We start from the raw sequence: 21779 nt of genomic DNA, 5'->3' as shown, positions 1-21779 counted from the left end.
CGGTGACCGTGGCGTCAGAGCAACGAATCTGCGGTGACGGGCAGTTGGCGGATCCGTCGGCCGGTGGCGTTGAAGACCGCGTTGGCGATGGCGGGCGCGACCCCCACCTGGACGACCTCGCCGAGACCCTTGACGCCCAGCAGGTTGCCGGCGTTGTCCTCGCCGTCCAGGTAGATCGCCCGGATCTCGGGGACGTCGGCGTTGACCGGGACCAGGTAGTCGGCCAGGCTGGCGTTGACGATCCGCCCGTCGCGGTGGTCGGTGACCGTGTGCTCAAGGAGCGCCGTGCCGATGCCGCCCACCATCCCGCCGAACGCCTGGCTCTCGGCGAGCTTGGGGCTGATGATCCGCCCCGCGTCGTACACGCCGAGCATCCGGCGCACCCGCACCAGGCCCAGGGTGGCGTCCACGGCGACCTCGGCGAAGGTGGCGTTGTAGGCGAAGTAGGCGGACCGGTCGCTGCCCGGCCCGGTGTAGGAGCCGTCGGCCTCCAGGTGGGTGCGGCCGCCCCGGGCCAGCAGGCTCTTGTACGTCTCACCGCGCACCGGGTCGCCCTGCACGTGCAGCCGCCCGCCGCGCACCACCACGTCGTCCGCGTGCACGCCGTACAGCGGCGACTCCCGGTCCCCTACGGCCAGTTCGACCGCCTGCTGCCGCACCTGGTTGCAGGCGTCGACGACGGCGGAGCCGACGCTGGCCATGGTCGCCGAGCCGCCGTGCGGGGAGGTCGGCGGATACCGGGAGTCGCCGAGCCGGAAGGTCACAGTGCGCATGGTCAGGCCGAGGGCGTCGGCGGCCACCTGGGTCTGGGAGGTGTAGGTGCCCGGCCCCATGTCGCTGGTGGCCGCCTCGACCACGGCGGTGCCGTCGGCGTCCAGCCGGGCCCGGGCCTGCGCCGGGAACCGCCCGGAGTCGTAGACACCGGCGGCCATGCCCATCCCGATCAGCCAGTCCCCGTCCCGCCTGGAGCGCGGCCTCGGGTCGCGGCGGTCCCAGCCGAACTCGCGGGCGCCGATCGTGCAGCACTCGCGCAGCCGCCGCGTGGAGAACGGCTCGTCGGTCGACTCGTCCTCGCTCGGCTCGTTGCGCCGCCGCAACTCGATCGGGTCGACGCCGAGTCGGTGCGCGAGTTCGTCCATCGCGGACTCGATGACGAACGATGCCGAGGCGAATCCGGGGCCGCGCATCCAGATCGGGGTGTTCACGTCCAGCGGCACCCTGCGGTACGCCTGCCGGACGTTCGGCATGCTGTACATCATCTGCCCCGCGCCCATGACGGCCTCGAAGAACATCTCGTACGACGAGGTCTCCGCGTCGATGTCGTGGATCGCGGCGGACAGCTTGCCGCGCCGGTCGCTGCCGAGGCGCAGCCGGTACGCGTAGGAGGGCCGGAAGCCGGTGCCGAAGAACATCTGCCGGCGGCTCAGCACGAGCTTGACCGGGCGGCCGACGACCCGCGCGGCCAGCGCGGCGACGATCGTGTGCGGCCAGCAGCGCAGTCCGCTGCCGAAGCCGCCGCCCACGAACGGGTTGACGACCCGCACCGCGTCCGCCGGCAGGTCGAAGACCGCGGCGATCTCGTCGCGCGTGCCCATCGCCCACTGGGTCTTGTCCCACACCGTGAGCCGGCCGCCGTCCCAGCGGGCCACGGTGGCGTGCGGCTCCATCGGGTTGTGGTGGTTGCGGGCCAGCTCGTACGTCAGATCCAGCCGTACGGCCGAGGAGGCCAGACCCGCTTCCGCGTCGCCGCGCGCGTAGTTCACCGGCTCGACCGGCTCCGCCCCGGTGAGGTCGGTCGAGGGCTGCTCGGCGTCGTAGCCGACCTTCACCAGGCTCGCGCCGTGCTGGGCGGCCTCCAGGGTGCCGGCCACCACGACGGCCACCGGCTGCCCGAAGAAGAGCACCCGGTCGTCCTGGAAGACCCGCAGCCGACGGCCGGGCGGGGTGTTGGAGCCCGTGTTGCCGCGGTACGGCAGCTTCGGCGCGTTGCCGTGGTGGATCACCCGCAGCACACCCGCGGCCTGCTCGGCGGCGCCCGTGTCGACGGAGGTGATCCGGCCGCGTCCGACGGTCGCGTCGACGATGACCGCGTGCACGACTCCCTCGGTGGTGGGGGTCCCCCCGCGCGAGGTCGTTCGAGCGTGGGGGAGCTCGGCGGCGTACTCCGCCTGGCCGGTGACCTTGAGCCGGCCGTCCACCCGGGACAGCGGCGCGCCCACGGCGGATCGCGGCTGGGCACTCGGCCGGGGACTACTCGGCTGCGGACTCGGCTGGGGACTCACTTCGAACCTCCTACGACCCGCAGCTGACGCTCGACGGTCCGTTTCAGCAAGGCGACCTTGAAGCGGTTGTGGTGCAGAGGGCGGGCGCCGTCCGCCGCATGTGCCGCCGCCGCGGTCCACAGCGCGTCCGAGGGACGCTCACCGACGAGGGCCTGTTCGACGGCCGACAGCTTCCAGGGCACGGTGCCCACGCCGCCCGCCGCGACCTTCGCCTCCCGGATCACCCCGCCCCGGATGTGCAGGGCGACGGCCGCCGACGTCAGCGCGAACTCGTACGACTGCCGGTCGCGGACCTTCAGGTAGCCGGACCGCAGCGGACGCGGCCGCGCCGGGATCTCCACCGCCGTGATCAACTCACCCTTCCCGAGGGCCTGTTCGCGGCTCGGGGTACTTCCCGGCCGCAGCAGGAAGTCGGCGAAGGGGATGTCGCGTGCCCCGTCCGGGCCCAGCACATGCACGCGCGCCTCCAGCGCGGCGAACGCCACGGCGACGTCCGAGGGGTGCGTGGCCACGCAGGACTCGGAGGTGCCGAGGATCGCGTGCATCCGGTTGAAGCCGTCCCGTGCCGCGCAGCCGGAGCCCGGTTCACGCTTGTTGCAGTCGGCGCTCACGTCACGGAAGTACGTGCAGCGGGTGCGCTGCATGATGTTGCCGCCGATGGTGGCCATGTTCCGCAGCTGGGCCGAGGCGCTCAGCTCCAGGGCCTGCGCGACGACGGGGAAGGCGGCGCGCACCGTGGGGTGGGCGGCGGTCTCCGCCATCCGGGCGAGGGCGCCGATCCGCAGACCGCCGTCCTTGGCGACCAGGATATCGCGCAGCGGCAGACCGGAGATGTCGACCAGGGTGTCGGGGCGTTCGACGGTCTCCCGCATCAGGTCGACGAGGGTGGTGCCACCGGCGATGTAACGGCCGCCGCGGCGGCCCGCGTCGAGGGCTCCCCGGGTGTCCGCGGCACGGGTGTAGGAGAAGGGATGCACGGTTCACCTCCCCGCGGTCTGCTCGACCGCGCGCACGATCTTGACGTAGCAGCCGCAGCGGCAGATGTTGCCGCTCATCCACTCCCGGATCTCCTCGGGCGAGCCGGTGTGCCCCTCCTGGATGCAGCCGACGCCGGAGACGATCTGGCCGGGGGTGCAGTAACCGCACTGGAAGGCGTCCTGGTCGATGAACGCCTGTTGCAGCGGGTGCAGTTCGTCGCCGTCGGACAGACCCTCGACGGTGGTGACCTCGGCGTCTTCCAGCCGGACGGCCAGCGTCAGGCAGGAGTTGACGCGGTGGCCGTCGACCAGCACCGTGCACGCCCCGCAGGCGCCCGCGTTGCAGCCCTTCTTGGAGCCGGTCAGGCCCAGGTGCTCGCGCAGCAGGTCCAGCAGGGAGGTCCGGTTGTCCACCGTGACGGTCCGCCGGGTGCCGTTGACGGTCAGGGAGACCTCGGTGGAGGGTACGGTGCCGACGGCGGCCGCCTCCTGCGGGGCGAGCGCGAGGGCTCCTCCGGCCACCAGGGCGCCGCCCACCGCGACACCGGTGGCGATCACGGTGCGCCGGCTGGGCCCCGATACGGGCCCGCGGGATCCGTCGGGTGGCGGGACAGCGGTTTCGTGCAGGTCAACAGACATACGTACGCCTTCGCATGGGGGGGGCGGACCGTCATGTACGGCAGCGGTGGGGGGCACAGCGCGGGACCGATGTCACCGCGGGAGACCGAGCGACCGCACACCCAGGAGGTGCCGACCGGTCGCACGAGCAGTCTCACACCCCGCGCATCACCCATGACAGGGAGACTTTTGACCCCCCTTGGTTTTCACACGCCTAGAGATGAAGTAAGGAGCTGCCTCGACATACGAGTCAGGATCTCCGGCCGGTCCTGCCCCTGCCAGTGTCGATCGCCGGCGCGCGCCCCTGTTGCGCCGCCCCTGTTGCGCCGCCCCTCCGAACTGGGCCTGGCCTACGAGGACGTGACGTTCCCGTCGTTGGACGGCGTGCCTCTCGAAGGGTGGTTCATCCCGGCGGACTCCGACGGGCTGGTCATCCACAACCACTTCTCGCCCGGCAACCGTACGCCTCCGCCATCACCGTGCCCACGCTGGTCGGGCAGGTGCACGACGACGTGATGACCACCCCGGAAGCCGTGCGGGCCGTCCACGACGCCATCCCCGTCGAGGACAAGAAGATGCCCTGGATCCAGGGCACTTCACGCCGCTTCGACGGCTGCAACTACTTCAGCGAGCACCCCGAGGTCGCCGTCGCCTGGTTCGACGAGCACGTCCGCTGACCAGGGCGGCCTCCCGTGCGCCGGGTCTCAGTGTCGTCGCCGCAGCCGCAGCACGGGGACCAGGTTCAGGAGCAGCCCGGCCACCGCGACGCCGGTGACCAGGTTCAGGCCGGGCCGGTAGGCGGTGAAGTCGGCGCCGCTGCCGCCCGCTTGGGCGAGCACGGCGGTGAGTACGGCGAGGACGAGGGCGGCGCCCACCTGGCCGGAGGTCTGCACCAGGCCGGACGCGAGGCCCTGTTCGGAGTCGTCGATGCCCTCGGTGGCCTGGGCCATGATGGCGCTGTACCCGAACGCGAAGCCGCCGCCGAGCAGGATCAGGGACGGGAACATGGCGGACAGGTAGTCGGGAGAGGATCCGGCCGTGGCCAGGAACCAGAGGTAGCCGAGGGTCGAGGACGTCATCGAGGTGATGATCAGCGGTGCGGTGCCGAACCGGTCGACGAGTCGGCCGGTCAGCGGTGAGCCGACCGCGACGATCAGGCCGACGGGCAGCAGCGCGAACGCCATGCGCAGGGGCGACCAGCCGCGGCCGTCCTGGAGGAAGAGGGTCATCATGAACTGGAAGCTGATGTAGGAGCCCATCAGCGCGATCATGCTGAGGTTGGCCCGGACCGTGGTGGCCTGGCGCAGGATCCCGAAGCGGATCAGCGGATGCCGGACCCGCCGTTCGACCAGGACGAAGGCGAGCAGCAGGACCACCGCCGCGGCGAAGGCGCCGAGCGTCGCCGGGGAGGTCCATCCCTTGCCGGGAGCGGTGACCACGGCGTACACGGCGAGCAGCATGCCTGCAGTGAGGGTGACCGCCCCCGCCGGGTCATGGCCGCCGGTCTCGGTGCGGCGGTCGCGCGGTATCAGCACCAGGCCGACGCCCAGCGCGAGCAGCGCGAGCGGGACCGGCATCAGGAAGGTCCAGCGCCAGCCGATCCCGGTGAGCAGGCCGCCGAGGATCAGGCCCGAGGAGTAGCCCAGGGCGCCGAAGAGGCTGAACACCGACAGGGCCCGGTTGCGCTGCGGGCCCTCCGGGAACGTGGTGGTGAGGATGGACAGGCCGGCGGGCGCGGTGAAGGCGGCTGCCACGCCCTTGACGAAGCGCGTCGCGATCAGCAGCGTGCCGTCGTCGACCAGCCCGCCGAGCAGCGAGGCGGCGGCGAAGACGGCGAGGGCGAGCAGGAAGACCCGGCGGCGGCCGAGCAGGTCGGCGGTACGGCCGCCGAGCAGCATCAGTCCGCCGTAGCCGAGGACGTAGCCGTTGACGATCCACTGCAGGGAGCCGGTGGCCAGGCCGAGGTCGTGGCCGATGGAGGGCAGGGCGATGCCGACCATGGAGACGTCGAGGCCGTCGAGGAACAGCACCAGGCAGAGCACGGCGAGGACGGCCCACAGGCGGGCGGTCCAGCGCGGGTCGGAGGCGGCCGAGGACGGTGTCCCGGAGCGGGACTGGGTCAGGGACATGAGGGGGTGGATCTCTTTCCTGGCGGATGAGCCGGCCGGTCGGACGCCTCGGCGCTGAGGAACCGGTCGGAAGAGGGCCGGACCGGGGGCGGGGACGCGCGGCGCGGTCGGCCTCGTGACGAGCGTGCCAGGAGATGCCGTACACGAAGAAGGGAGAGTCTCTTCCCAGGCACGGGGTGCGTAGGAGAAAAGGCTCCCCCTTTGAAGGGAATAGCTTGGGGAGGGAACAGCCGGCGGGCGTCAGGCGGAGCTGCTCCTGGCCGTGTGGCTCGGGTCCGCGGCCCAGGACGCCAGCATGCGCAGGCTGTCGTGGGTGGGTGTGCCGGATTCGGCGGTCCAGACGATGATCTGGAGGTCGGGGTCGGCGGCCCAGGTGACGGCGTTCCAGTCGAGATGCAGGTCCCCTACTACGGGGTGGCGCAGGTGCTTGCTCCCGGTGTCCCGGACGGCGACGTGGTGGGCTCCCCACCACTGCCGGAACTGGTCGTCCCGGACCGAGAGTTCACCCACCAGGGCGGCGAGCTGCGCGTCCCCGGGGTTGTTCGTGTTGTGCATCCGCATCTGGGCGATGGCCAGCCGGGTGACGCCCTCCCAGTCCGCGTACAGCTCGCGCATCGTCGGGTCGGTGATGAGCAGCCTGATGTAGTAGCGCTGCTTCTCGGGGATCTTCCCGAAGTCGGTGATCAGGGCGGCGCCCATGGCGTTCCAGGCGACGATCTCGGTACGCGGACCGATCACGAAGGCCGGGGTGTGCGCCATGTCGTCGAGCATCCGCTGCAACTGCGGCTGCGCCTTGGGACGCGGGCGTCGGCGGGGCGGACGGAACTCCTCCTTGGCCGCCAGCTCGTACAGGTACGCGCGCTGGTCGTCGTCCAGGCGCAGGACCCGGGACAGGGACTCCAGCACAGACGGCGAGGGCTGGATGCGGCCTTGTTCGAGGCGGGCGTAGTAGTCGGTGCTGATGGCCGCCAGTACGGCGACCTCCTCACGGCGCAGGCCCGCGACGCGCCGCGGGCCGCCGTCGGGCAGGCCGACGGCGGCCGGGTCGAGCTCGGCGCGGCGCGCCTTGAGGAATTCGCCCAGATCATGGCGGTGCGGATCGTGGCTCATGCCCTCACCCTGGCACCGGAGCGCGGGGTTGTCAGGGGGAGGGATCTCTCCCTGGTTCAGCGGACGCGGCTCCACTTGCCGTGCAGCTGGACGAACTGCCCGCCGATGACGGAGCTGGCCATGCAGGTGCCCTCGGTGTAGTCCTCGATGTGCGTGACGTGGTCACCGGCGTCGGGCTCGGTCCAGCGCACGGCGAAGAGGCCGTCGCGGAGCCGGGTGGTGGTGTACTCCATCGTCTGCTTGCGGCCCTTGATGGCGCCGCCGGTCACCTCGAAGCTGACCTGGGTCGCCGAGTCGAAGGTGATCTCCACCGTGAAGTGGCCGAGCGGGGTGTCCGGGCCGAGGTCCGCCAGCCAGGTCTGCCCGACGCTGGGGAGAGTCGCGTTGCTGTCCATCGTTACTGCCTCTTTCCGTGGTGCTGTGAGCGGTGGTGCCGGGCGTCAGCCGAGCGCCTTGACGACTGCCAGGGCGAGCGGGACGGCCGAGGCCGGGTTCTGGCCGGTGAGGAGGGTGCGGTCCGCTTCGAGGTGGGGGGCGAAGTTCTCCTCGCCCTGGCGGTAGTCCGCGCCCACGTCCGAGACGAGGCGGTCCTGGAGGAGCCACTTCGCCCGGCCGGCGAGGCCGTTCTGGATCTCCTCGGAGTTGGACAGCCCGGTCAGGCGGTAGCCGGCGAAGGGGGACCTGCCGTCGGCGTCCACGGTGGACAGCAGGGCGGCCGGGCCGTGGCACACCAGCGACACGATCTTGCCGGAGGCGAGCCAGGCGTTGAGGAGCCTGCCGGTGGCGGGGTCGTCGGAGAGGTCCTCCATCGGGCCCCAGCCGCCGGGGACGAAGACGGCGTCGTAGTCGTCGATGTTCACGTCCTCGATGCGTATCGGGCTGGCCAGCTCGGTGGCCTGCCGCAGCGCGGTCCGCATCTTCTCCGCGCCCTCCTCGCCGCCGTTGAAGTCGGGGGTCAGGCTGAGCGGGTCGGCGGTCGGCGGGACACCGCCCGGGGTGGCTGCCGCGATCTCGTGGCCGGCCGCCTTGAAGACGCCGTACGGGCCGACGGCCTCCTCGGCCCAGAAGCCGGCGGGCTGCTCGAACCCGTCGGCCAGGGTCCAGTGGTCGGCGGCGGTGACGAGGAAGAGGATCTTCGCCATGGTCTTCTCCTTGCGGGGTGGGCGAGTAGTGGGTCAGTCGTCGTTCGCGGCCAGCTGGACGACGTGGCTGTCGGCGGCCTGGACCAGGTGGGTGAGCTTGCCGCCGTTCACCGTCCACAGGTGGATGAAGCGGGCGTCCGACTCGGCGCCCGACTTGGCGACCGCGTGGTAGTGGCCGCGGACGAAGACCTGCTCACCGGCGTCGTAGAACTCCTCGGCCACCGCGCCGAAGGACGTGAAGCGGGGCGCGAGCCGGCCGAAGAAGTCGGCGCCGGCGCTCGCCCAGGTCTTGTAGACGCCGCCGTAGGGGAAGCCGGGGGTGATGTCCCAGACGATGTCGGGGTCGATGACCTCGCCGACCACGTCCGGGGCCATGCCGGAGTCGTAGAGCCGGCGGACGAGGGCGACGTTCGGGGAATCGGGCATGGGGGTGCTCCTCGATGATCTGCGGTGGGTGTCTCAGGCGGCGCGGTCGGCGAGGCCGGTGAGGGCGGCGCGGTCGGCGAGGCCGGTGAGGGCGGCGCGGCCGGCGCGGAAGTACGCGGTCTGCCGGGCGACGCGGGCGCCGAGCCCCTCGGCGGTGGCGATGTCGGACTTGTGGACCGCCTCCGGACCGGCGTCGACCGGGGTCTGGGCGCCCGCGCCGACGAAATAGCCGAGGCGGTTGACGTCGTCCTCGCTGCCCTCGGTGGAGGCCCAGCCGGGCTGCACGCCGAGGCTGATCCAGTGCATGCCGTGCTGGGCGGCCATCGTGAAGAAGTAGCCGAGGGTGGAGGACTTGTCGCCGTTCTTGGCCCCGGAGTTGGTGAAACCGGCGGCGATCTTGTCGGCCCAGGCCTGGGTGTACCAGCGCTTGCTGCTGGCCTCGGCGAAGGCGTGGAAGGCGGCGGACGCGGTGCCCATGTAGGTGGGCGCGCCGAAGACGATCGCGTCGGCGGCGTCCAGCTGTGTCCACTGGTCGTCGGTGATGGAGTCCACGGGGACGGAGATCACCTCGGCACCGGCTTCGGCGGCGCCGCGGGCCACGGCTTCGGCGAGGACGGCGGTGTGTCCGTAACCGGAATGGAAAGCGACGGCGACCGTGGGACGGGAGGTGGAGGACATGGGGGCATTACTCCTGGAAAAGGATCGTGTGCATCGTGCTCTGGAAGCCTGGCACGGAATTCGAAAACGAAGGTAGGAAGGATTGGTCCCTGGCTCGGCGGAAATCCCAGAAGGGCATGCCGAAAACCGGAGTGCCCGTTTCTTTCGGGTCCTCCTGCCTTTTCTCCGGACAGGTGTGTGCGGAGATCACAACCGTCAGGCGGACCCGTCAGGCGGACCCGTCAGACGGCGGTGTCGGACGCGGGGCCGTCCTGCTGGGTCACCGCCCAGGAGGAGAGGAAGCGCAGCCCCTCATAGGCACGCGAGCCGGGTTCGGCGGCCCAGACGACGAGTTGCTGATCGGGGTCGGCCACGCAGACGAGTGCGTCCCAGCCGAGGGTGAGTTCACCGGCGACCGGGTGGTTGAACGCCTTGGTGCCACCGGCGCGGGGGGCCACATGGCGGCCTCCCCACCACGCACGGAACTGGTCGTCGCTCACGGACAGGTCGCCCACGAGGGCGGTCAGCCGCCGGTCGTCGGGGCAGGCCGCGGCCTGCTGCCGCAGCACGGCCACGGTGTTGCGAGCGGATTCCTCCCAGTCGGCGTACAGCGTACGCATCGCCGGGTCGGTGAAGAGCCGCCGGACGTAGTTGCGCTGCAACTTGGGGATCTTCGCGAAGTCGGTGCCGAACAGGGCGGCGGCCATCGGGTTCCACGCGAGGATGTCCAGGTGCCGCCCCAGGATCATGCCGGGGGCCACGCCGAGCTCGTTCAGCACGGCTTGCAGCCGGGGGTGCGCCTGCTGCGGGGCGCGCCGCCGCGGCCCGCCGGCGCCCTTTCCGGCCAGCTCGAACAGCTGGTCCCGTTGCTCGTCGCTCAGGTGCAGGACCCGGACGAGCTCGGACAGCACGGCCGCGGAGGGGGTGATGCGCCCCTGCTCCAGACGGGTGTAGTAGTTGGTGCTGATGGCGGCCAGTACGGCCACCTCGTCCCGGCGCAGGCCGGTCACGCGCCTTGGCCGGTCGGTGTCGGGCAGACCGACCGTGCGGGGGCTGAGCTCGGCCCGGCGGGCCTTCAGGAATTGCCCCAGCTCCTTACGGTGCGTACCGCTGTTCATACCGACCAGTGTGCGCGGTCCGCCACTTGGCTGGGTAGGACGGTTTTCTCCCTGGATACACCGCTCCCTGGGTGGAATTCTTCTCTGTACGGGCCCGGCAGGCAATGGCAGAGTCGGAGACCGGCAATAATTCGGCACCGGTCGCCGACGCTTCCCCATACCCCATCGGCCATTGTCGAGGAATTCGGCATGTCCGGGTGACATGGCTGCCCCGGCAGTACAGGAATGCACGATGAGAGTCACGAGGGAACTCCTGAAGCGGCCGCCGACCGGCAAGGGCCACCCATCAGTGCGAAGAGCCCACCCGGGCCCGCCCCCCACCCGAGAAACGCATCAGGAGAAAAGTCATGCGCGCGACCGTGATCCACGCCCCCGGCGACATCCGGGTGGAGGACGTCCCCGAGCCCGAGATCGTCAACCCCACCGATGCGATCATCCGCACCGTCGCCACCTGTGTGTGCGGCTCGGACCTGTGGCCGTACCGCGGTCTGGAGCCCGTCGGCGACCCGCACCCCATGGGGCACGAGTACGTCGGAATCGTCGAGGAGACCGGCAGCGAGGTCACCCACGTCAAGCCGGGCCAGTTCGTGGTCGGCTCCTTCGCGACCTCGGACAACACCTGTGCCAACTGTCAGAGGGGCTGGCAGTCCTCCTGCCTGAACCGCGAGTTCATGAGCACCTGCCAGGCCGAGTACGTGCGCATCCCCAACGCCCACGGCACCCTGGTCGCCACCGACGGCGCCCCGGGCGAGGAGTTCGTGCCCGGCCTGCTGGCCGTCTCCGACGTGATGGGCACCGGCTGGTGGGCCGCGCTGGCCGCCGAGGTCAAGCCGGGTTCCACCGCCGTGGTGGTCGGTGACGGCGCGGTCGGCCTGTGCGGTGTGATCGCCGCGAAGGAACTGGGCGCGGAGCGGATCATCGCCATGTCCCGGCACGAGTCCCGGCAGAGGCTGGCCCTGGAGTTCGGCGCCACCGACATCGTCACCGAGCGCGGCGAGGACGGCGTCGCCCGCATCAAGGAGCTGACCGGCGGGATCGGCGCCGACAGCGTCCTGGAGTGCGTCGGCACCGCCCAGGCCATGCGCCAGGCCCTGCACTCCGCCCGGCCCGGCGGCAACGTCGGCTTCGTCGGCGTCCCGCACGAGGTGGCCGTCGACGGCCTGGAGCTGTTCTTCTCCCAGGTCGGCCTGCGCGGCGGCCCGGCTCCGGTGCGCCGCTACATGTCCGACCTCATCGACCGCGTACTGTCCGGCCGGATCGACCCGGGCAAGGTCTTCGACCTCACCCTGCCCCTGGACCAGGTCGCCGAGGGCTACCAGGCGATGGACGAGCGCCGCGCCATCAAGACCCTCCTCACGCCCTGACCCCGCTCGCCTCGTGGGCGTGGGCCGCGCCGGCCGCGTTCACGCCCACGAGGGCACACCCCACGGAGGCGCGGCGGTCGAACGACTCGTTTTCCGAGGAAGGACATTCTCATGAAGGCCGTAGGACTGACCGAGTTCGGCGGGCCCGACGTGCTGCGGGTCCTGGACCTTCCGGTTCCCGAGGCCGGACCGGGCGAGATCCGCGTCCGGGTGCACGCGGCGACGGTCAACCCCGTCGACGCGCTGGTGCGCCGCGGGATCGCCTTCGTCTCCGACGCCGAGCCGCCCTACGTCCCGGGGATGGACGCGGCCGGCGTGGTCGAGCAGATCGGCGAGGGCACCGACACCGACCTCGGCATCGGTGACCATGTCATGGCTGTCGTGGTCGTCTCCGGAACACACGGCGCCTACGCGGAGCACCTCGTCGTCCCCGCCGAGTCGGTGGTCCGCGTACCAGCGGGCGCGACCGACGTCGAGGCCGCCACGCTGCCGATGAACGGTCTGACGGCCCGTATGGCGCTGGATCTGCTGGAGCTTCCCGCAGGCGCCACCGTGGCGGTCACCGGAGCGGCCGGTGCGGTCGGCGGCTGTGCCGTGCAGCTGGCCAGGGCGGACGGCTTCCGGGTGATCGCCGACGCGGCGCCGAAGGACGAGACGCTGGTGAAGGAACTCGGTGCCGACGTGGTCCTGCCTCGTGGTGACCAGTTCCCCGAGTCGGTGCGTGCGGAGATCCCCGGCGGTGTCGACGGACTCGTCGACACCGCCGGTGTCGCCGGCTCCGCCATCCGCGCCGTGCGCGACGGCGGCCGGGTGGTGTCGTCGGTGGGTGGCGTCCATGTGCCTGCCGAACGCGGCATCGAGATCCGCAACACCTTCGTGCCGCAGTACGCACGCGAACACGCCAGACTCGACCGCCTCCGCGGGCTGGCGGAGGAAGGCCGCCTGACCTCGCGGGTCTTCCGGAGCATTCCGGCCGAACAGGCCGCCGAAGCGCACCGGTTGCTGGAGTCGGGCGGGTTCCGGGGACGTGTGGTGCTCACCTTCTGAGTGATCCACTCCCCCTGGCCGCGCTCCCGCACCACCTTCGACGGACCCGAGAACTGCGTCAACCGCAGCCCCCGTGAACGTCTCCACCACATCGTTCGGCAAAGTCGTCGGCTCGGCGCACTCCGCATTTCACTCCCGCAGACGAGCACCCACCCTGAACAGGCGGTTTCCCCTGCGTCTTCCGTGAGACGGAAGAGGTATTGCAGCCCTGCGACGCCCTTCCGCACGATGTCGCCATCACCCACTGACGGGAGCCGCAACGATGCCGCACATGACCGCCTTCGCCAGGAACCAGTGGTACGTCGCCGCCTACAGCCACGAGGTCGGGCGTGAGCTGCTCGGGCGGACGATCCTCGGGGAACCCCTCGTGTTCTACCGGGCGGAGGAGGACGGTACGGCCGTCGCCCTCAGCGACCGCTGTGTGCACCGCCGTTACCCGCTGTCGGAGAGCGGGCTCGACGGCGACCGGATCGTGTGCGGGTACCACGGGTTCACCTACGACCGGACCGGCGCGTGCGTGTACGTGCCGGGGCAGAAACGCATCCCGCGCACCGCCCGGGTCGCCTCCTACCCGGTGGTCGAGCAGGACTCGCTGGTGTGGGTGTGGGTCGGCGACCCGGCGCTCGCCGACGCGGGCAGCATCCCGCGGGCCCGGCACCTGGACTCCCCCGGCTGGCTGACCGTGCGCGGCATGGAGCCCATCGACGCCGACTACGGCCTCCTCGTCGACAACCTCCTCGACCTCTCCCACGAGACCTATCTGCACGGCGGCTACATAGGCACCCCCGAGGTCGCCGAGACGCCCATCACCACCGAGGTCGACGAGGGCGCCGGGATCGTGCGGGTCAGCCGGCACATGGACGACGCCGAGTGCCCGCCGTTCTACGCCCGTTCGACCGGCATCGAGGGCCGGATCACACGCTGGCAGGACATCGAGTACCACGCGCCGTGCCTGTATCTGCTGCACAGCCGGATCGCACCGACCGGTGTGGTGCCGGAGGCCGACGGCAGCGACCCGAACGGCTTCCACACGGAGATCACCTATGCGATCACCCCCTCCTCGGACGGCAGGGTGTACGACTTCTGGATGGTCTCCCGGGACTGGGCGACCGACGACGCCGAGGTCACCGAGTTCCTGCGGAGCAACAACCACACCGTGGTCATGCAGGACGTGGACGCCCTCAACCTCCTGCAGCGGACACTGGGTTCGGAGCGGGCCGGCTACCAGGAGCTGAGCATCAACATCGACACCGGTGGTCTGGCCGCCCGCCGTATCCTCGCCCGGCTGGTCGAGGAGGGCGACAAGCCCGTGGAGAAGGTCCTGTGACCGCACCGGCCGGCAGGACCGGCAGGACCGGCAGGACCGGTGCGACCGGTGCGACCGGTGCGACCGGTGCGACCGGTGCGACCGGTGCGACCGGGGAGATCTACCGCATCGACTGGCTGCCGGGCACCGACGTCCTGCACGGCACCTGCCACTGCGGTGCCGAGCACACCGCCCAGGACCCGGTCGAGATGTGGGAGTGGATGCTCGGCCACCCCGAAGGCCACCAGCCCCCGGAGCGCACCGCATGAGCCTCTACGAAGCCGAACTCGTCGTGAGTGAAAGGGAGTCGGCGGCCGACGGTGTCGTCGCCCTCACCCTTCGCCATCCACTCGGCGGGGAACTCCCGCAGTGGGAGCCGGGGGCGCATGTCGATGTCCTGCTCGGGCCCGGGCTGGAGCGGCAGTTCTCGCTCTGCGGGGATCCCGGGGACCGGTCCCGCTGGCGGATCGCGGTGCTCAGGGAACCGGACGGGCGGGGCGGATCCGCCCACGTCCACGAGCAGTTGGGCGTCGGCGGCAAGGTGCGGGTGCGCGGGCCGCGGAACCGCTTCCGGCTCGAACCCGCACCGCGCTACCGGTTCGTCGCGGGCGGCATCGGCATCACCCCGATCCTGCCGATGCTCGCCGCCGCCGAGGCCGCGGGCGCCGAGTGGACGCTGCTGTACGGCGGCCGCACCCGGCGGTCCATGGCGTTCACCGGCGAGTTGGCCCGGTACGGGGGCGAGCGGGTCACCGTCGTCCCGCAGGACGAGGCCGGGCTGCTGGACCTGGCCGCCGTACTCGACGACGTCCCGGACGGCACCCTCGTGTACTGCTGCGGTCCGGGGCCGTTGCTGGACGCGGTGGAGGGGCGGTGTCCGGCGGGCGTACTGCGGGTCGAGCGGTTCCGGCCGAAGGCCCAGGCGGCGGGCGAGGAGCTGGAGTTCGAGGTGGTCCTCGCCCGGAGCGGTCGTACCCTCGCCGTCGCACCCGGCGTCTCCGTGCTCGACACCGTCCGGGCCGCCGGGGTCGAGGTGCTCTACTCGTGCACCGAGGGCACCTGCGGGACCTGTGAGACGGACGTCCTCGAAGGCGACCCGGACCACCGGGACTCGGTGCTCACCGAGGAGGAACGGGCGGCCGGGGAGACCATGCTCATCTGCGTGTCGCGGTGCCGGGGGGCGCGCCTGGTGCTGGATCTGTGATCCGCAGGTCCGCCTCGATCGCCGCCACGGCCGCCCGGAGACGGGGCAGCAGATCGCGGCGGACCGTCGTGCCGGACATCCGTCCGGAGTGCACCGCGAGGCTCACCCCGGCCACCGCCCGGCCGCCCCGGTCGCGGACCGGGGCGGCCAGTGACGTCACGCCGTCCTCGGGGTCGCCGTCGAGCAGCACGTGCCCCTCCGTGTGCCCGGCTCCCGGCAGGTGGGCCGGCATCGCGCGGCCCACCGCCGTACCGTGCGCCGGGAAGCGCGCCCCCACCGCGACGGCCGCGGCCATGACCCGCCGGGCCGGAACCTGGGCGACGCACACGACCATGTCCCCGTCCGGGACGAACAGCGCCGCCGACTCCCCCGCCAGGGAGGCGAGTTGCTCCAGGTGCGGGGCGGCGAGGCGCGGCAGGTCGAGACCGGAGAGGTAGGCGTAGCCGAGTTCCAGGACGCGCGGGGTGAGGCGGAACAGACGGCCGTCCGAGTGGACGTAGCCCAGGTCGGTGAGGGTGAGCAGCATGCGGCGGGCGGCGGCGCGGGTCAGGTCGCAGGCGCGGGCCACCTCGCTGAGCGTGCGCGCCGGATGCTCGGCGTCGAAGGCGCGGATGACGGCCAGGCCGCGCTCGAAGGACCTCACGAAGTGCGGTGCGCGGGCGTTCGCGGGCATCGTCGCCTCCCCGGTCCGACATGGACGACACCCGGAACACGGTGAGAGCGCGGTTCGATAACTGTCAACAATTTTGTCAGCCAAGCCCATTGACCCGCTCCTCCGGCCGGTTCTACCGTCCCGCTGAGCACCCCCCGTTCGAGCACCACTGTGCGCAGTGCGCACAGCCTGTCGGAACACCGTTGTCTGCACAGGAGGAGCCATGCGTCGTCTGCTCGCCGGTCTCGCGACCGGCACCTTCCTGCTCGCCACGGCGGCCTGCGGCTCCTCCGGGGGCTCGTCGTCCACCGCCGGCTCGTCGGGCGGCACCACCACGGTCAAGGTGGGGATCATCCCCATCGTCGACGTGGCCCCCCTCTATCTCGGCCAGAAGGAGGGCTTCTTCGGCAAGCGCGGCCTGAAGCTGTCGACGACCCTCGCGCAGGGCGGCGCGGCCATCGTGCCCGGCGTGACGAGCGGTCAGTTCCAGTTCGGCTTCAGCAACATGACCTCGCTGATGATCGCGCAGTCCAACGGCGTGCCGGTGCAGGCGATCGCCAACGGCGTGGCCTCGACGGGCGTGGCCGGCAAGGACTTCGGCGGGCTCGTCGTGAAGAAGGGCAGCAGCATCACGTCGCCCAGGCAGCTGGAGGGCAAGAAGGTCGCCGTCAACACGCTGAAGAACATCAACGAGACCGCCGTGCGCGAGTCCGTGCGCAAGGCGGGCGGCGACCCGGACAAGGTGCAGTTCGTCGAGCTCGCCTTCGACCAGATGCCGGCCGCCCTCGACAAGGGCCAGATCGACGCGGCGATGGCCGTCGAACCGGCCCTCGCGACCATGAAGCTCCAGGGCGCCACCGAGATCGCCTCGCCGCTCGTCGACGTGGCGGCGAACCTGACCGTCGCCATGTACTTCACCTCGACGTCGTACGCGCAGAAGAACCCGGCCGTCGTGAAGAAGTTCCAGGAGGCCGTCGCGGAGTCCCTGTCCTACGCCGACGCGCACCCGGACGAGGTCCGGCAGATCGTCACCACCTACACCAAGACCCCGGCGGACGTGCTGGCCAAGGTGACCCTCCCCAAGTGGCCCGCCGACGCGAACCGTTCCTCGATCGAGACGCTGGAGAAACTCAGCGAGCAGGACGGCCTGTTCAAGACGGCCCCCGACCTGGACAAGCTGCTGCCGTGAAGAACGTGAAATGGCTGGACGCCGCGCTGGGCGCGGCCGGGCTCGCGGCCTTCCTCGCCCTCGGCGAGGCGGTGCCGCGGCTCGGCCTGGTCAAGGCGGACTACTTCCCGCCGACCAGCCGGATCGCCCGCGCCCTCGGCACCGAACTCGCCGACGGCGCCTTCTGGTCGGCGCTCGGCGACACCCTCACCGGCTGGGCGGTGGGCCTGGCCGTCGCGGTCGGCTCCGGCATCGTGGCCGGCGTCGTCCTCTCGGTCGTCCCGCACCTGCGCGCGGCCACCGCCTCCACGATCGAGTTCCTCCGCCCGATCCCCTCGGTCGCCCTGATCCCGCTCGCGATCCTCCTCTACGGCACCGAACTCCGCTCGGTCCTCCTGCTCGTCGTCTACGCCTCCTTCTGGCAGGTGCTGATCCAGGTGATGTACGGCGTCCAGGACGTCGACCCGGTCGCCGAGGAGACGGCGCGGTCGTACGGTCTGGGCACCTGGGCGCGGATCCGGCACGTGCTGTGGCCGACCGCGCTGCCGTACGTGATGACCGGCGTCCGGCTGGCCGCCGCGGTCGCGCTGATCCTCACCATCACCGCCGAACTGGTCATCGGCGCACCGGGGTTGGGGCAGCGGATCGCGGTCGCCCAGGCCTCGCAGGCGGTGCCGGACATGTACGCCCTGATCGTGGTGACCGGGCTGCTGGGGCTGGTCATCAACGTGGGCGCGCGGTCGGTGGAGCGGCGGGCGCTGGCCTGGCACCAGTCGGTGCGCGGGGAGGTGGCGGTGTGAGGGCCGTACTGCTGAGGGTGGGGTACGTCCTCGCGCTGCCCGCCGTCCTGGTCGCGCTGTGGTGGCTGGCCTCGGACGGCAGCACGAACGTCTACTGGCCGCCGCTGCGCACGATCCTGAAGACGTTCCCGGACGTGTGGACCGGTCAGCGGCTCCGTGAGGACCTGCTGCGCAGTGTGCTGCGGCTGCTCGCCGGATACGCGTCGGCGGCCGTCGTGGGCGTGGCGCTGGGCACGGTCATCGGCTCGTACCGGCGGGTGCGGGCGGTGTGCGAACCGGTCCTGGAGTTCCTGCGGGCCGTGCCGCCGCCCGTCCTGGTGCCGGTCATCATGCTGTTCGCGGGCATCGGCGACGCCATGAAGATCGTGGTGATCGCCAGCGGCTGCGTCTGGCCCATCCTGCTGAACACCGTCGAGGGCGTACGGGCGGTCGACCCGGTGATGGCGGAGACGGCCCGTTCCTACGGCATCACGGGTCCGGCAAGGCTGCGTACGCTGGTACTGCGTTCGGCGAGTCCGCAGATCTTCGCGGGCCTGCGGCAGGCGCTGTCGATCGGGATCATCCTGATGGTCATCAGCGAGATGTTCGCGGCCAGCAACGGGCTCGGTTTCTCCATCGTGCAGTTCCAGCGCGAGTTCGCGATCCCCGACATGTGGACCGGGATCCTGCTGCTGGGTCTGCTCGGCTTCGCGCTGTCGGTGGTCTTCCAGGTGGTCGAGCGACGGGTGCTCGGCTGGTACCACGGGCTGCGCGCGTCAACCCGGCGGTCCTGAATGAGCCTGTCGAAGGGGCGGTCCATGCTCGACGTACGCCGCCTGAACAAGGTCTACGACGGATCCGGCCGGCGCGTCGAGGCGGTACGGGACCTCACCTTCACCGTGGCGGCGGGCGAACTCGCCTGTCTGGTCGGCCCGTCGGGCTGCGGCAAGACCACCCTGCTGAAGTGCATGGGCGGCCTGCTCACCCCGACCGGCGGCGAGGTCCTCCTGGAGGGCCGGAGGGTGAGCGGTCCGCCGCCCGGGATGGCGTTCGTGTTCCAGGAGTACGGCCGCAGCCTCTTCCCCTGGATGCGGGTCGCCGAGAACGTCGAACTCCCGCTGAAGCAGAAGCGGTTGCCGCGCGAGCGGCGGAAGGCGCTGGTCGCCGACGCGCTCGGCTCGGTCGGTCTCGCGGACGCCGCCGGTGCCTACCCGTGGCAGCTGTCCGGCGGTATGCAGCAGCGGGTGGCGATCGCGCGCGCCCTCGCCTACGAGCCCCGGGTACTCCTGATGGACGAGCCGTTCGCCGCCGTCGACGCGCAGACCCGGGCCGATCTGGAGGATCTGGTCCGGGGGCTGTGGCGGGAGCGCGGGATCACGATCCTGTTCGTCACCCACGACATCGACGAGGCGGTCTATCTCGGCCAGCGGGTGATCGTGCTCTCCGCCTCGCCGACCGTCGTCCAGGAGCAGCTCAAGGTCGATCTGCCGGACGAGCGCGACCAGTTGCACACGCGGATCGCCCCGCGCTTCGCCGAACTGCGGACCCATGTCTACGAGCAGATCCAGGCGGCGAAGCGCGGGGTTCCCCGGGGGGAGGACCCGGTCACGAGGTCGGATACGCCTCCACCTCACTGAACTGGCCCGCCGGCCAGCCGTTGTTGGCGGTGACGGTGAGCCGCAGGTAGCGCAGGTTGGTGGAGCCGGGCAGCGGCACGGTGACGGCGTTGCCGGTGGCCGGGTCGAAGCGGTAGCCCGTGGAGCCGACCACCGTCGAGTAGTTCGAGCCGTCGGTGGAGCCGAGAACGGTGACGGTCTGGGTCCGTGCGCTCCAGGCCGAGGACGGGGGCAGTTTCAGCACCAGCCGGCGGGCCGCGTAGGAGGCGCCGAGGTCGACGGTCAGCGACTGCGGGAAGGCGTTGTTGGTCGATTCCCAGTAGCTGTTCGCGTCGCCGTCGACCGCCTTGCCGGGGGTGTAGACGTCCACCGAGCCGGTGGCGGTCGCCGGGCGGCCCTTGGCGAGGTTGCGGTTCGGGTCCGGGTCGGGGTTGCCCTGCCCCGGCGCCGGCCAGGTGGAGCAGTCCGACCAGGTGCTGGACCAGCCGGAGTTGCCGCCGCCGTCGGTGAGCGCGAAGGAGCCGGAGTTCGACGGGTAGGGGCAGTTGTAGATCCCGGCCGCGCCGACGCCGGTGGCGGTGACGTTGCGGAAGGTCGCGGCGCCCTGCGCTTCGGCCTGCACCACGACCGTCCCGGTGTTCTGCACGGTCGCTCCGGTCACGTTGACGTTCCGGACCGGGTACCCCTGCCCGCCGCCGGACACGAACTCGAAGGCGCTGTAAGGGCTGTTGGTGATCGTGGTGTTGGTGATGTTCACGGTGGCGTTGATGGCGCTGTCGTAGGAGTCGACGCGCAGCGCGCCCATCGGGTGGTTCCAGTTGGGGTTGATCGCGCCCGTGCGCACCAGCGTGTTGCCGTCGACCGTGATGGTGCCGGACAGCGGGGAGAACGGGTCGAGGAACTTCTGGTTGGAGATGGCGATACCGCTGCCGAGGGCGTTGGTGTCGGAGACCAGGTTGTTCCTCACCGAGAGGTCGGTGCCGCCGTAGATGGCGATGCCGTTGGCCAGGTTCGGCTGGGAGATCGTGTTGTTCGCGAAGCTGGAGTTGGAGTCGGGCGAGTTCAGGGACCACATGGCGAGGGAGTCGTCGCCCTGGTTGCGCAGGAAGTTGTTGCGGACCTGGACGCCGTGGGCGTTGCCGTTGAGGTTGAGGCCGTCGGCGGTGGTGTCGAGGATGCGGTTGTTCTCGACGACGAGGTTGTCGTTGTTGCCGGTCAGCCAGAACCCGCACTTGAGGTGCTGGATCCACATGCCGGAGACCGAACTGTTGGGCCCGAGGGAGCCGTTGACGAAGTTGTCCGGGTTGGAGTCGACGCGCTCGGTGACCTCGCCGATGACCGCGAAGTTGTTGATGTGGACGTTCCCGGAGGAGCTGGACTGGTCGATGAACCGGGAGGTGTGCACGACCGAGTACCAGCTGCCGGCGCCGAGGAGGGTGACGTTCTGCACGCCGCTGAGCGAGGACGTCAGCCTGTAGTCGCCCGGCGGGATCCACACCGTGCCGCCCTGGGCGGCGGAGACGGCGTCCCGGAAGGCCTGGGTGGAGTCGCCGTTGCCGCTGGGGTCGGCGCCCTTGGAGACGACGGAGACCGATCCGGCGGGCTGGGAGGAGGCCGCGGCGACCTGCTCGAAGTCGGCCACGTCGACGGTGACCTGGGTGCCGGTGGACTCGAAGGCGACCTTGTCGCCGGCCTGGATGTTCTGGCCGAGCAGCAGCCGGGCGTTGTCGAAGAAGTGGTGCTGCTTGGCGCCCGCGATCCAGCCGGTGTCGACGTAGGAGTACTTCGAGGTGACGGCCAGGGTCTTCGCGATCCTGACCCCGTTGACGTACACGTTCAGGGTGCCGGTCTGGCCGTCGGGGACGCTGTAGGAGAGGTTCACGGCGTTGGACGCCTGGGGTGCGGTGAACTCGACCCGCTGTCCTGAGGTGAGGCGCACGGCCTGGCGGCCGGAGGCCTCGGAGGCGAGGGTGCCCTGGGTGTAGTCGGGGCCGATCCTCGTACCCGTGGTGGTCGCCGCCTCCGCCTCCACCGAGGTGAAGGGGAGGCTCGCGCCCGCGGCCGCGTGGGCGGCGGGCGCGAGGGCGACGAGCATGCCCGCGGCGAGCGCCACGGCGGCCGCGACTGCTGGCATGCTCCTGACAGAGATGGCGGTACTGCGCTGCATGTGCTGATCCCTTCGGG

At 71.1% G+C, this 21779-nt stretch carries 22 protein-coding genes; 10 read left to right on the top strand and 12 right to left on the bottom strand.

Translation table 11 applies throughout. The features are described 5' to 3' along the window. Window positions 1-14: 14 nt before the first annotated feature. Genes ACFZB3_RS04160 through ACFZB3_RS04150 form a run of 3 tightly spaced genes read right to left on the bottom strand, consistent with a single transcriptional unit; the run spans window position 15 to window position 3898 of the window. Window positions 15-2219, bottom strand: a complete 2205-nt coding sequence (locus tag ACFZB3_RS04160; protein ID WP_391369261.1) for a molybdopterin cofactor-binding domain-containing protein — start codon at window positions 2217-2219, stop codon at window positions 15-17. Between the two features lie 59 nt (window positions 2220-2278). Beyond that, entirely contained in the window at window positions 2279-3259 is a 981-nt protein-coding gene (locus ACFZB3_RS04155) for an FAD binding domain-containing protein (protein WP_391369258.1), read from the bottom strand. A 3-nt stretch (window positions 3260-3262) separates the two neighbouring features. Then, the gene (locus tag ACFZB3_RS04150) at window positions 3263-3898 is read right to left on the bottom strand and encodes a 2Fe-2S iron-sulfur cluster-binding protein (protein ID WP_391369255.1); all 636 of its coding nucleotides are present in this window, start codon (window positions 3896-3898) and stop codon (window positions 3263-3265) included. A gap of 458 nt (window positions 3899-4356) precedes the next feature. On the opposite strand from ACFZB3_RS04150, the gene ACFZB3_RS04145 reads away from it, so the two are divergent. Next, window positions 4357-4554 (top strand): hypothetical protein, encoded by a 198-nt coding sequence (locus tag ACFZB3_RS04145; RefSeq protein WP_391369252.1) that lies wholly within the window; start codon window positions 4357-4359, stop codon window positions 4552-4554. A gap of 27 nt (window positions 4555-4581) precedes the next feature. Here ACFZB3_RS04145 and ACFZB3_RS04140 read toward each other — a convergent pair whose 3' ends face one another. From ACFZB3_RS04140 to ACFZB3_RS04110, 7 genes are all read right to left on the bottom strand, one after another. After that, complete coding sequence (locus tag ACFZB3_RS04140) at window positions 4582-6006, bottom strand: MFS transporter (protein ID WP_391369249.1); 1425 nt, start codon at window positions 6004-6006, stop codon at window positions 4582-4584. A 240-nt stretch (window positions 6007-6246) separates the two neighbouring features. Then, window positions 6247-7116, bottom strand: coding sequence for a helix-turn-helix domain-containing protein (locus tag ACFZB3_RS04135; protein ID WP_391369246.1), 870 nt, complete (start codon window positions 7114-7116; stop codon window positions 6247-6249). Between the two features lie 56 nt (window positions 7117-7172). Next, window positions 7173-7511: a hypothetical protein gene (locus ACFZB3_RS04130; protein WP_391369244.1), complete on the bottom strand. Its 339-nt coding sequence runs from the start codon at window positions 7509-7511 to the stop codon at window positions 7173-7175. 45 nt (window positions 7512-7556) lie between these two features. Further along, window positions 7557-8258, bottom strand: coding sequence for a DJ-1/PfpI family protein (locus tag ACFZB3_RS04125; protein WP_391369241.1), 702 nt, complete (start codon window positions 8256-8258; stop codon window positions 7557-7559). Between the two features lie 33 nt (window positions 8259-8291). Continuing rightward, window positions 8292-8684 (bottom strand): nuclear transport factor 2 family protein, encoded by a 393-nt coding sequence (locus tag ACFZB3_RS04120; protein WP_391369238.1) that lies wholly within the window; start codon window positions 8682-8684, stop codon window positions 8292-8294. A gap of 33 nt (window positions 8685-8717) precedes the next feature. Beyond that, a complete protein-coding gene (locus ACFZB3_RS04115) occupies window positions 8718-9362 on the bottom strand; it encodes an NAD(P)H-dependent oxidoreductase (protein WP_391369235.1) in 645 nt (214 codons plus the stop codon). Between the two features lie 221 nt (window positions 9363-9583). After that, on the bottom strand, window positions 9584-10459 hold the full coding sequence (locus ACFZB3_RS04110; RefSeq protein WP_391369232.1) for a helix-turn-helix domain-containing protein: 876 nt from the start codon (window positions 10457-10459) through the stop codon (window positions 9584-9586). A 347-nt stretch (window positions 10460-10806) separates the two neighbouring features. Between ACFZB3_RS04110 and ACFZB3_RS04105 the strand changes: the two genes are divergently transcribed. The 5 genes from ACFZB3_RS04105 to ACFZB3_RS04085 all read left to right on the top strand — a co-directional run bounded on the left by ACFZB3_RS04105 (window position 10807) and on the right by ACFZB3_RS04085 (window position 15380). Continuing rightward, complete coding sequence (locus tag ACFZB3_RS04105) at window positions 10807-11823, top strand: zinc-binding dehydrogenase (RefSeq protein WP_391369229.1); 1017 nt, start codon at window positions 10807-10809, stop codon at window positions 11821-11823. Between the two features lie 111 nt (window positions 11824-11934). After that, a complete protein-coding gene (locus ACFZB3_RS04100) occupies window positions 11935-12870 on the top strand; it encodes an alcohol dehydrogenase catalytic domain-containing protein (RefSeq protein ID WP_391369226.1) in 936 nt (311 codons plus the stop codon). Window positions 12871-13132: 262 nt separating this feature from the next. Next, entirely contained in the window at window positions 13133-14197 is a 1065-nt protein-coding gene (locus tag ACFZB3_RS04095) for a Rieske 2Fe-2S domain-containing protein (RefSeq protein WP_391369223.1), read from the top strand. After that, the gene (locus tag ACFZB3_RS04090) at window positions 14194-14445 is read left to right on the top strand and encodes a hypothetical protein (protein ID WP_391369801.1); all 252 of its coding nucleotides are present in this window, start codon (window positions 14194-14196) and stop codon (window positions 14443-14445) included. Before ACFZB3_RS04095 ends, ACFZB3_RS04090 begins: the two co-directional genes overlap by 4 nt. Next, complete coding sequence (locus tag ACFZB3_RS04085; RefSeq protein WP_391369221.1) at window positions 14442-15380, top strand: 2Fe-2S iron-sulfur cluster-binding protein; 939 nt, start codon at window positions 14442-14444, stop codon at window positions 15378-15380. The genes ACFZB3_RS04090 and ACFZB3_RS04085 overlap by 4 nt, the downstream gene beginning before the upstream one ends. On the opposite strand, the gene ACFZB3_RS04080 is transcribed toward ACFZB3_RS04085, so the two are convergent. Beyond that, on the bottom strand, window positions 15331-16053 hold the full coding sequence (locus ACFZB3_RS04080; RefSeq protein WP_391369218.1) for a helix-turn-helix domain-containing protein: 723 nt from the start codon (window positions 16051-16053) through the stop codon (window positions 15331-15333). The genes ACFZB3_RS04085 and ACFZB3_RS04080 overlap by 50 nt on opposite strands. Window positions 16054-16255: 202 nt before the next feature. Between ACFZB3_RS04080 and ACFZB3_RS04075 the strand changes: the two genes are divergently transcribed. From ACFZB3_RS04075 to ACFZB3_RS04060, 4 genes are read left to right on the top strand one after another with little or no spacing between them, the layout of a single operon-like run. Continuing rightward, the gene (locus tag ACFZB3_RS04075) at window positions 16256-17221 is read left to right on the top strand and encodes an ABC transporter substrate-binding protein (protein WP_391369214.1); all 966 of its coding nucleotides are present in this window, start codon (window positions 16256-16258) and stop codon (window positions 17219-17221) included. Between the two features lie 5 nt (window positions 17222-17226). After that, complete coding sequence (locus ACFZB3_RS04070) at window positions 17227-18000, top strand: ABC transporter permease subunit (RefSeq protein WP_391369766.1); 774 nt, start codon at window positions 17227-17229, stop codon at window positions 17998-18000. Then, the gene (locus tag ACFZB3_RS04065; protein ID WP_391369212.1) at window positions 17997-18773 is read left to right on the top strand and encodes an ABC transporter permease subunit; all 777 of its coding nucleotides are present in this window, start codon (window positions 17997-17999) and stop codon (window positions 18771-18773) included. Before ACFZB3_RS04070 ends, ACFZB3_RS04065 begins: the two co-directional genes overlap by 4 nt. 24 nt (window positions 18774-18797) lie before the next feature. Continuing rightward, window positions 18798-19616 carry an ATP-binding cassette domain-containing protein gene (locus ACFZB3_RS04060; protein ID WP_391369210.1) on the top strand — a complete coding sequence of 273 codons (819 nt, stop codon included), beginning with the start codon at window positions 18798-18800 and terminating at the stop codon, window positions 19614-19616. On the opposite strand, the gene ACFZB3_RS04055 is transcribed toward ACFZB3_RS04060, so the two are convergent. After that, the gene (locus ACFZB3_RS04055) at window positions 19585-21729 is read right to left on the bottom strand and encodes a discoidin domain-containing protein (protein WP_391369207.1); all 2145 of its coding nucleotides are present in this window, start codon (window positions 21727-21729) and stop codon (window positions 19585-19587) included. The genes ACFZB3_RS04060 and ACFZB3_RS04055 overlap by 32 nt on opposite strands. Window positions 21730-21779 lie beyond the last annotated feature (50 nt).

Source organism: Streptomyces sp. NPDC008092, from assembly GCF_042957285.1.
GTDB lineage: Bacteria > Actinomycetota > Actinomycetes > Streptomycetales > Streptomycetaceae > Streptomyces.
The sequence above is the reverse complement of the archived record's forward strand: the minus strand, read 5'-3'. Positions and strand labels throughout refer to the sequence as shown.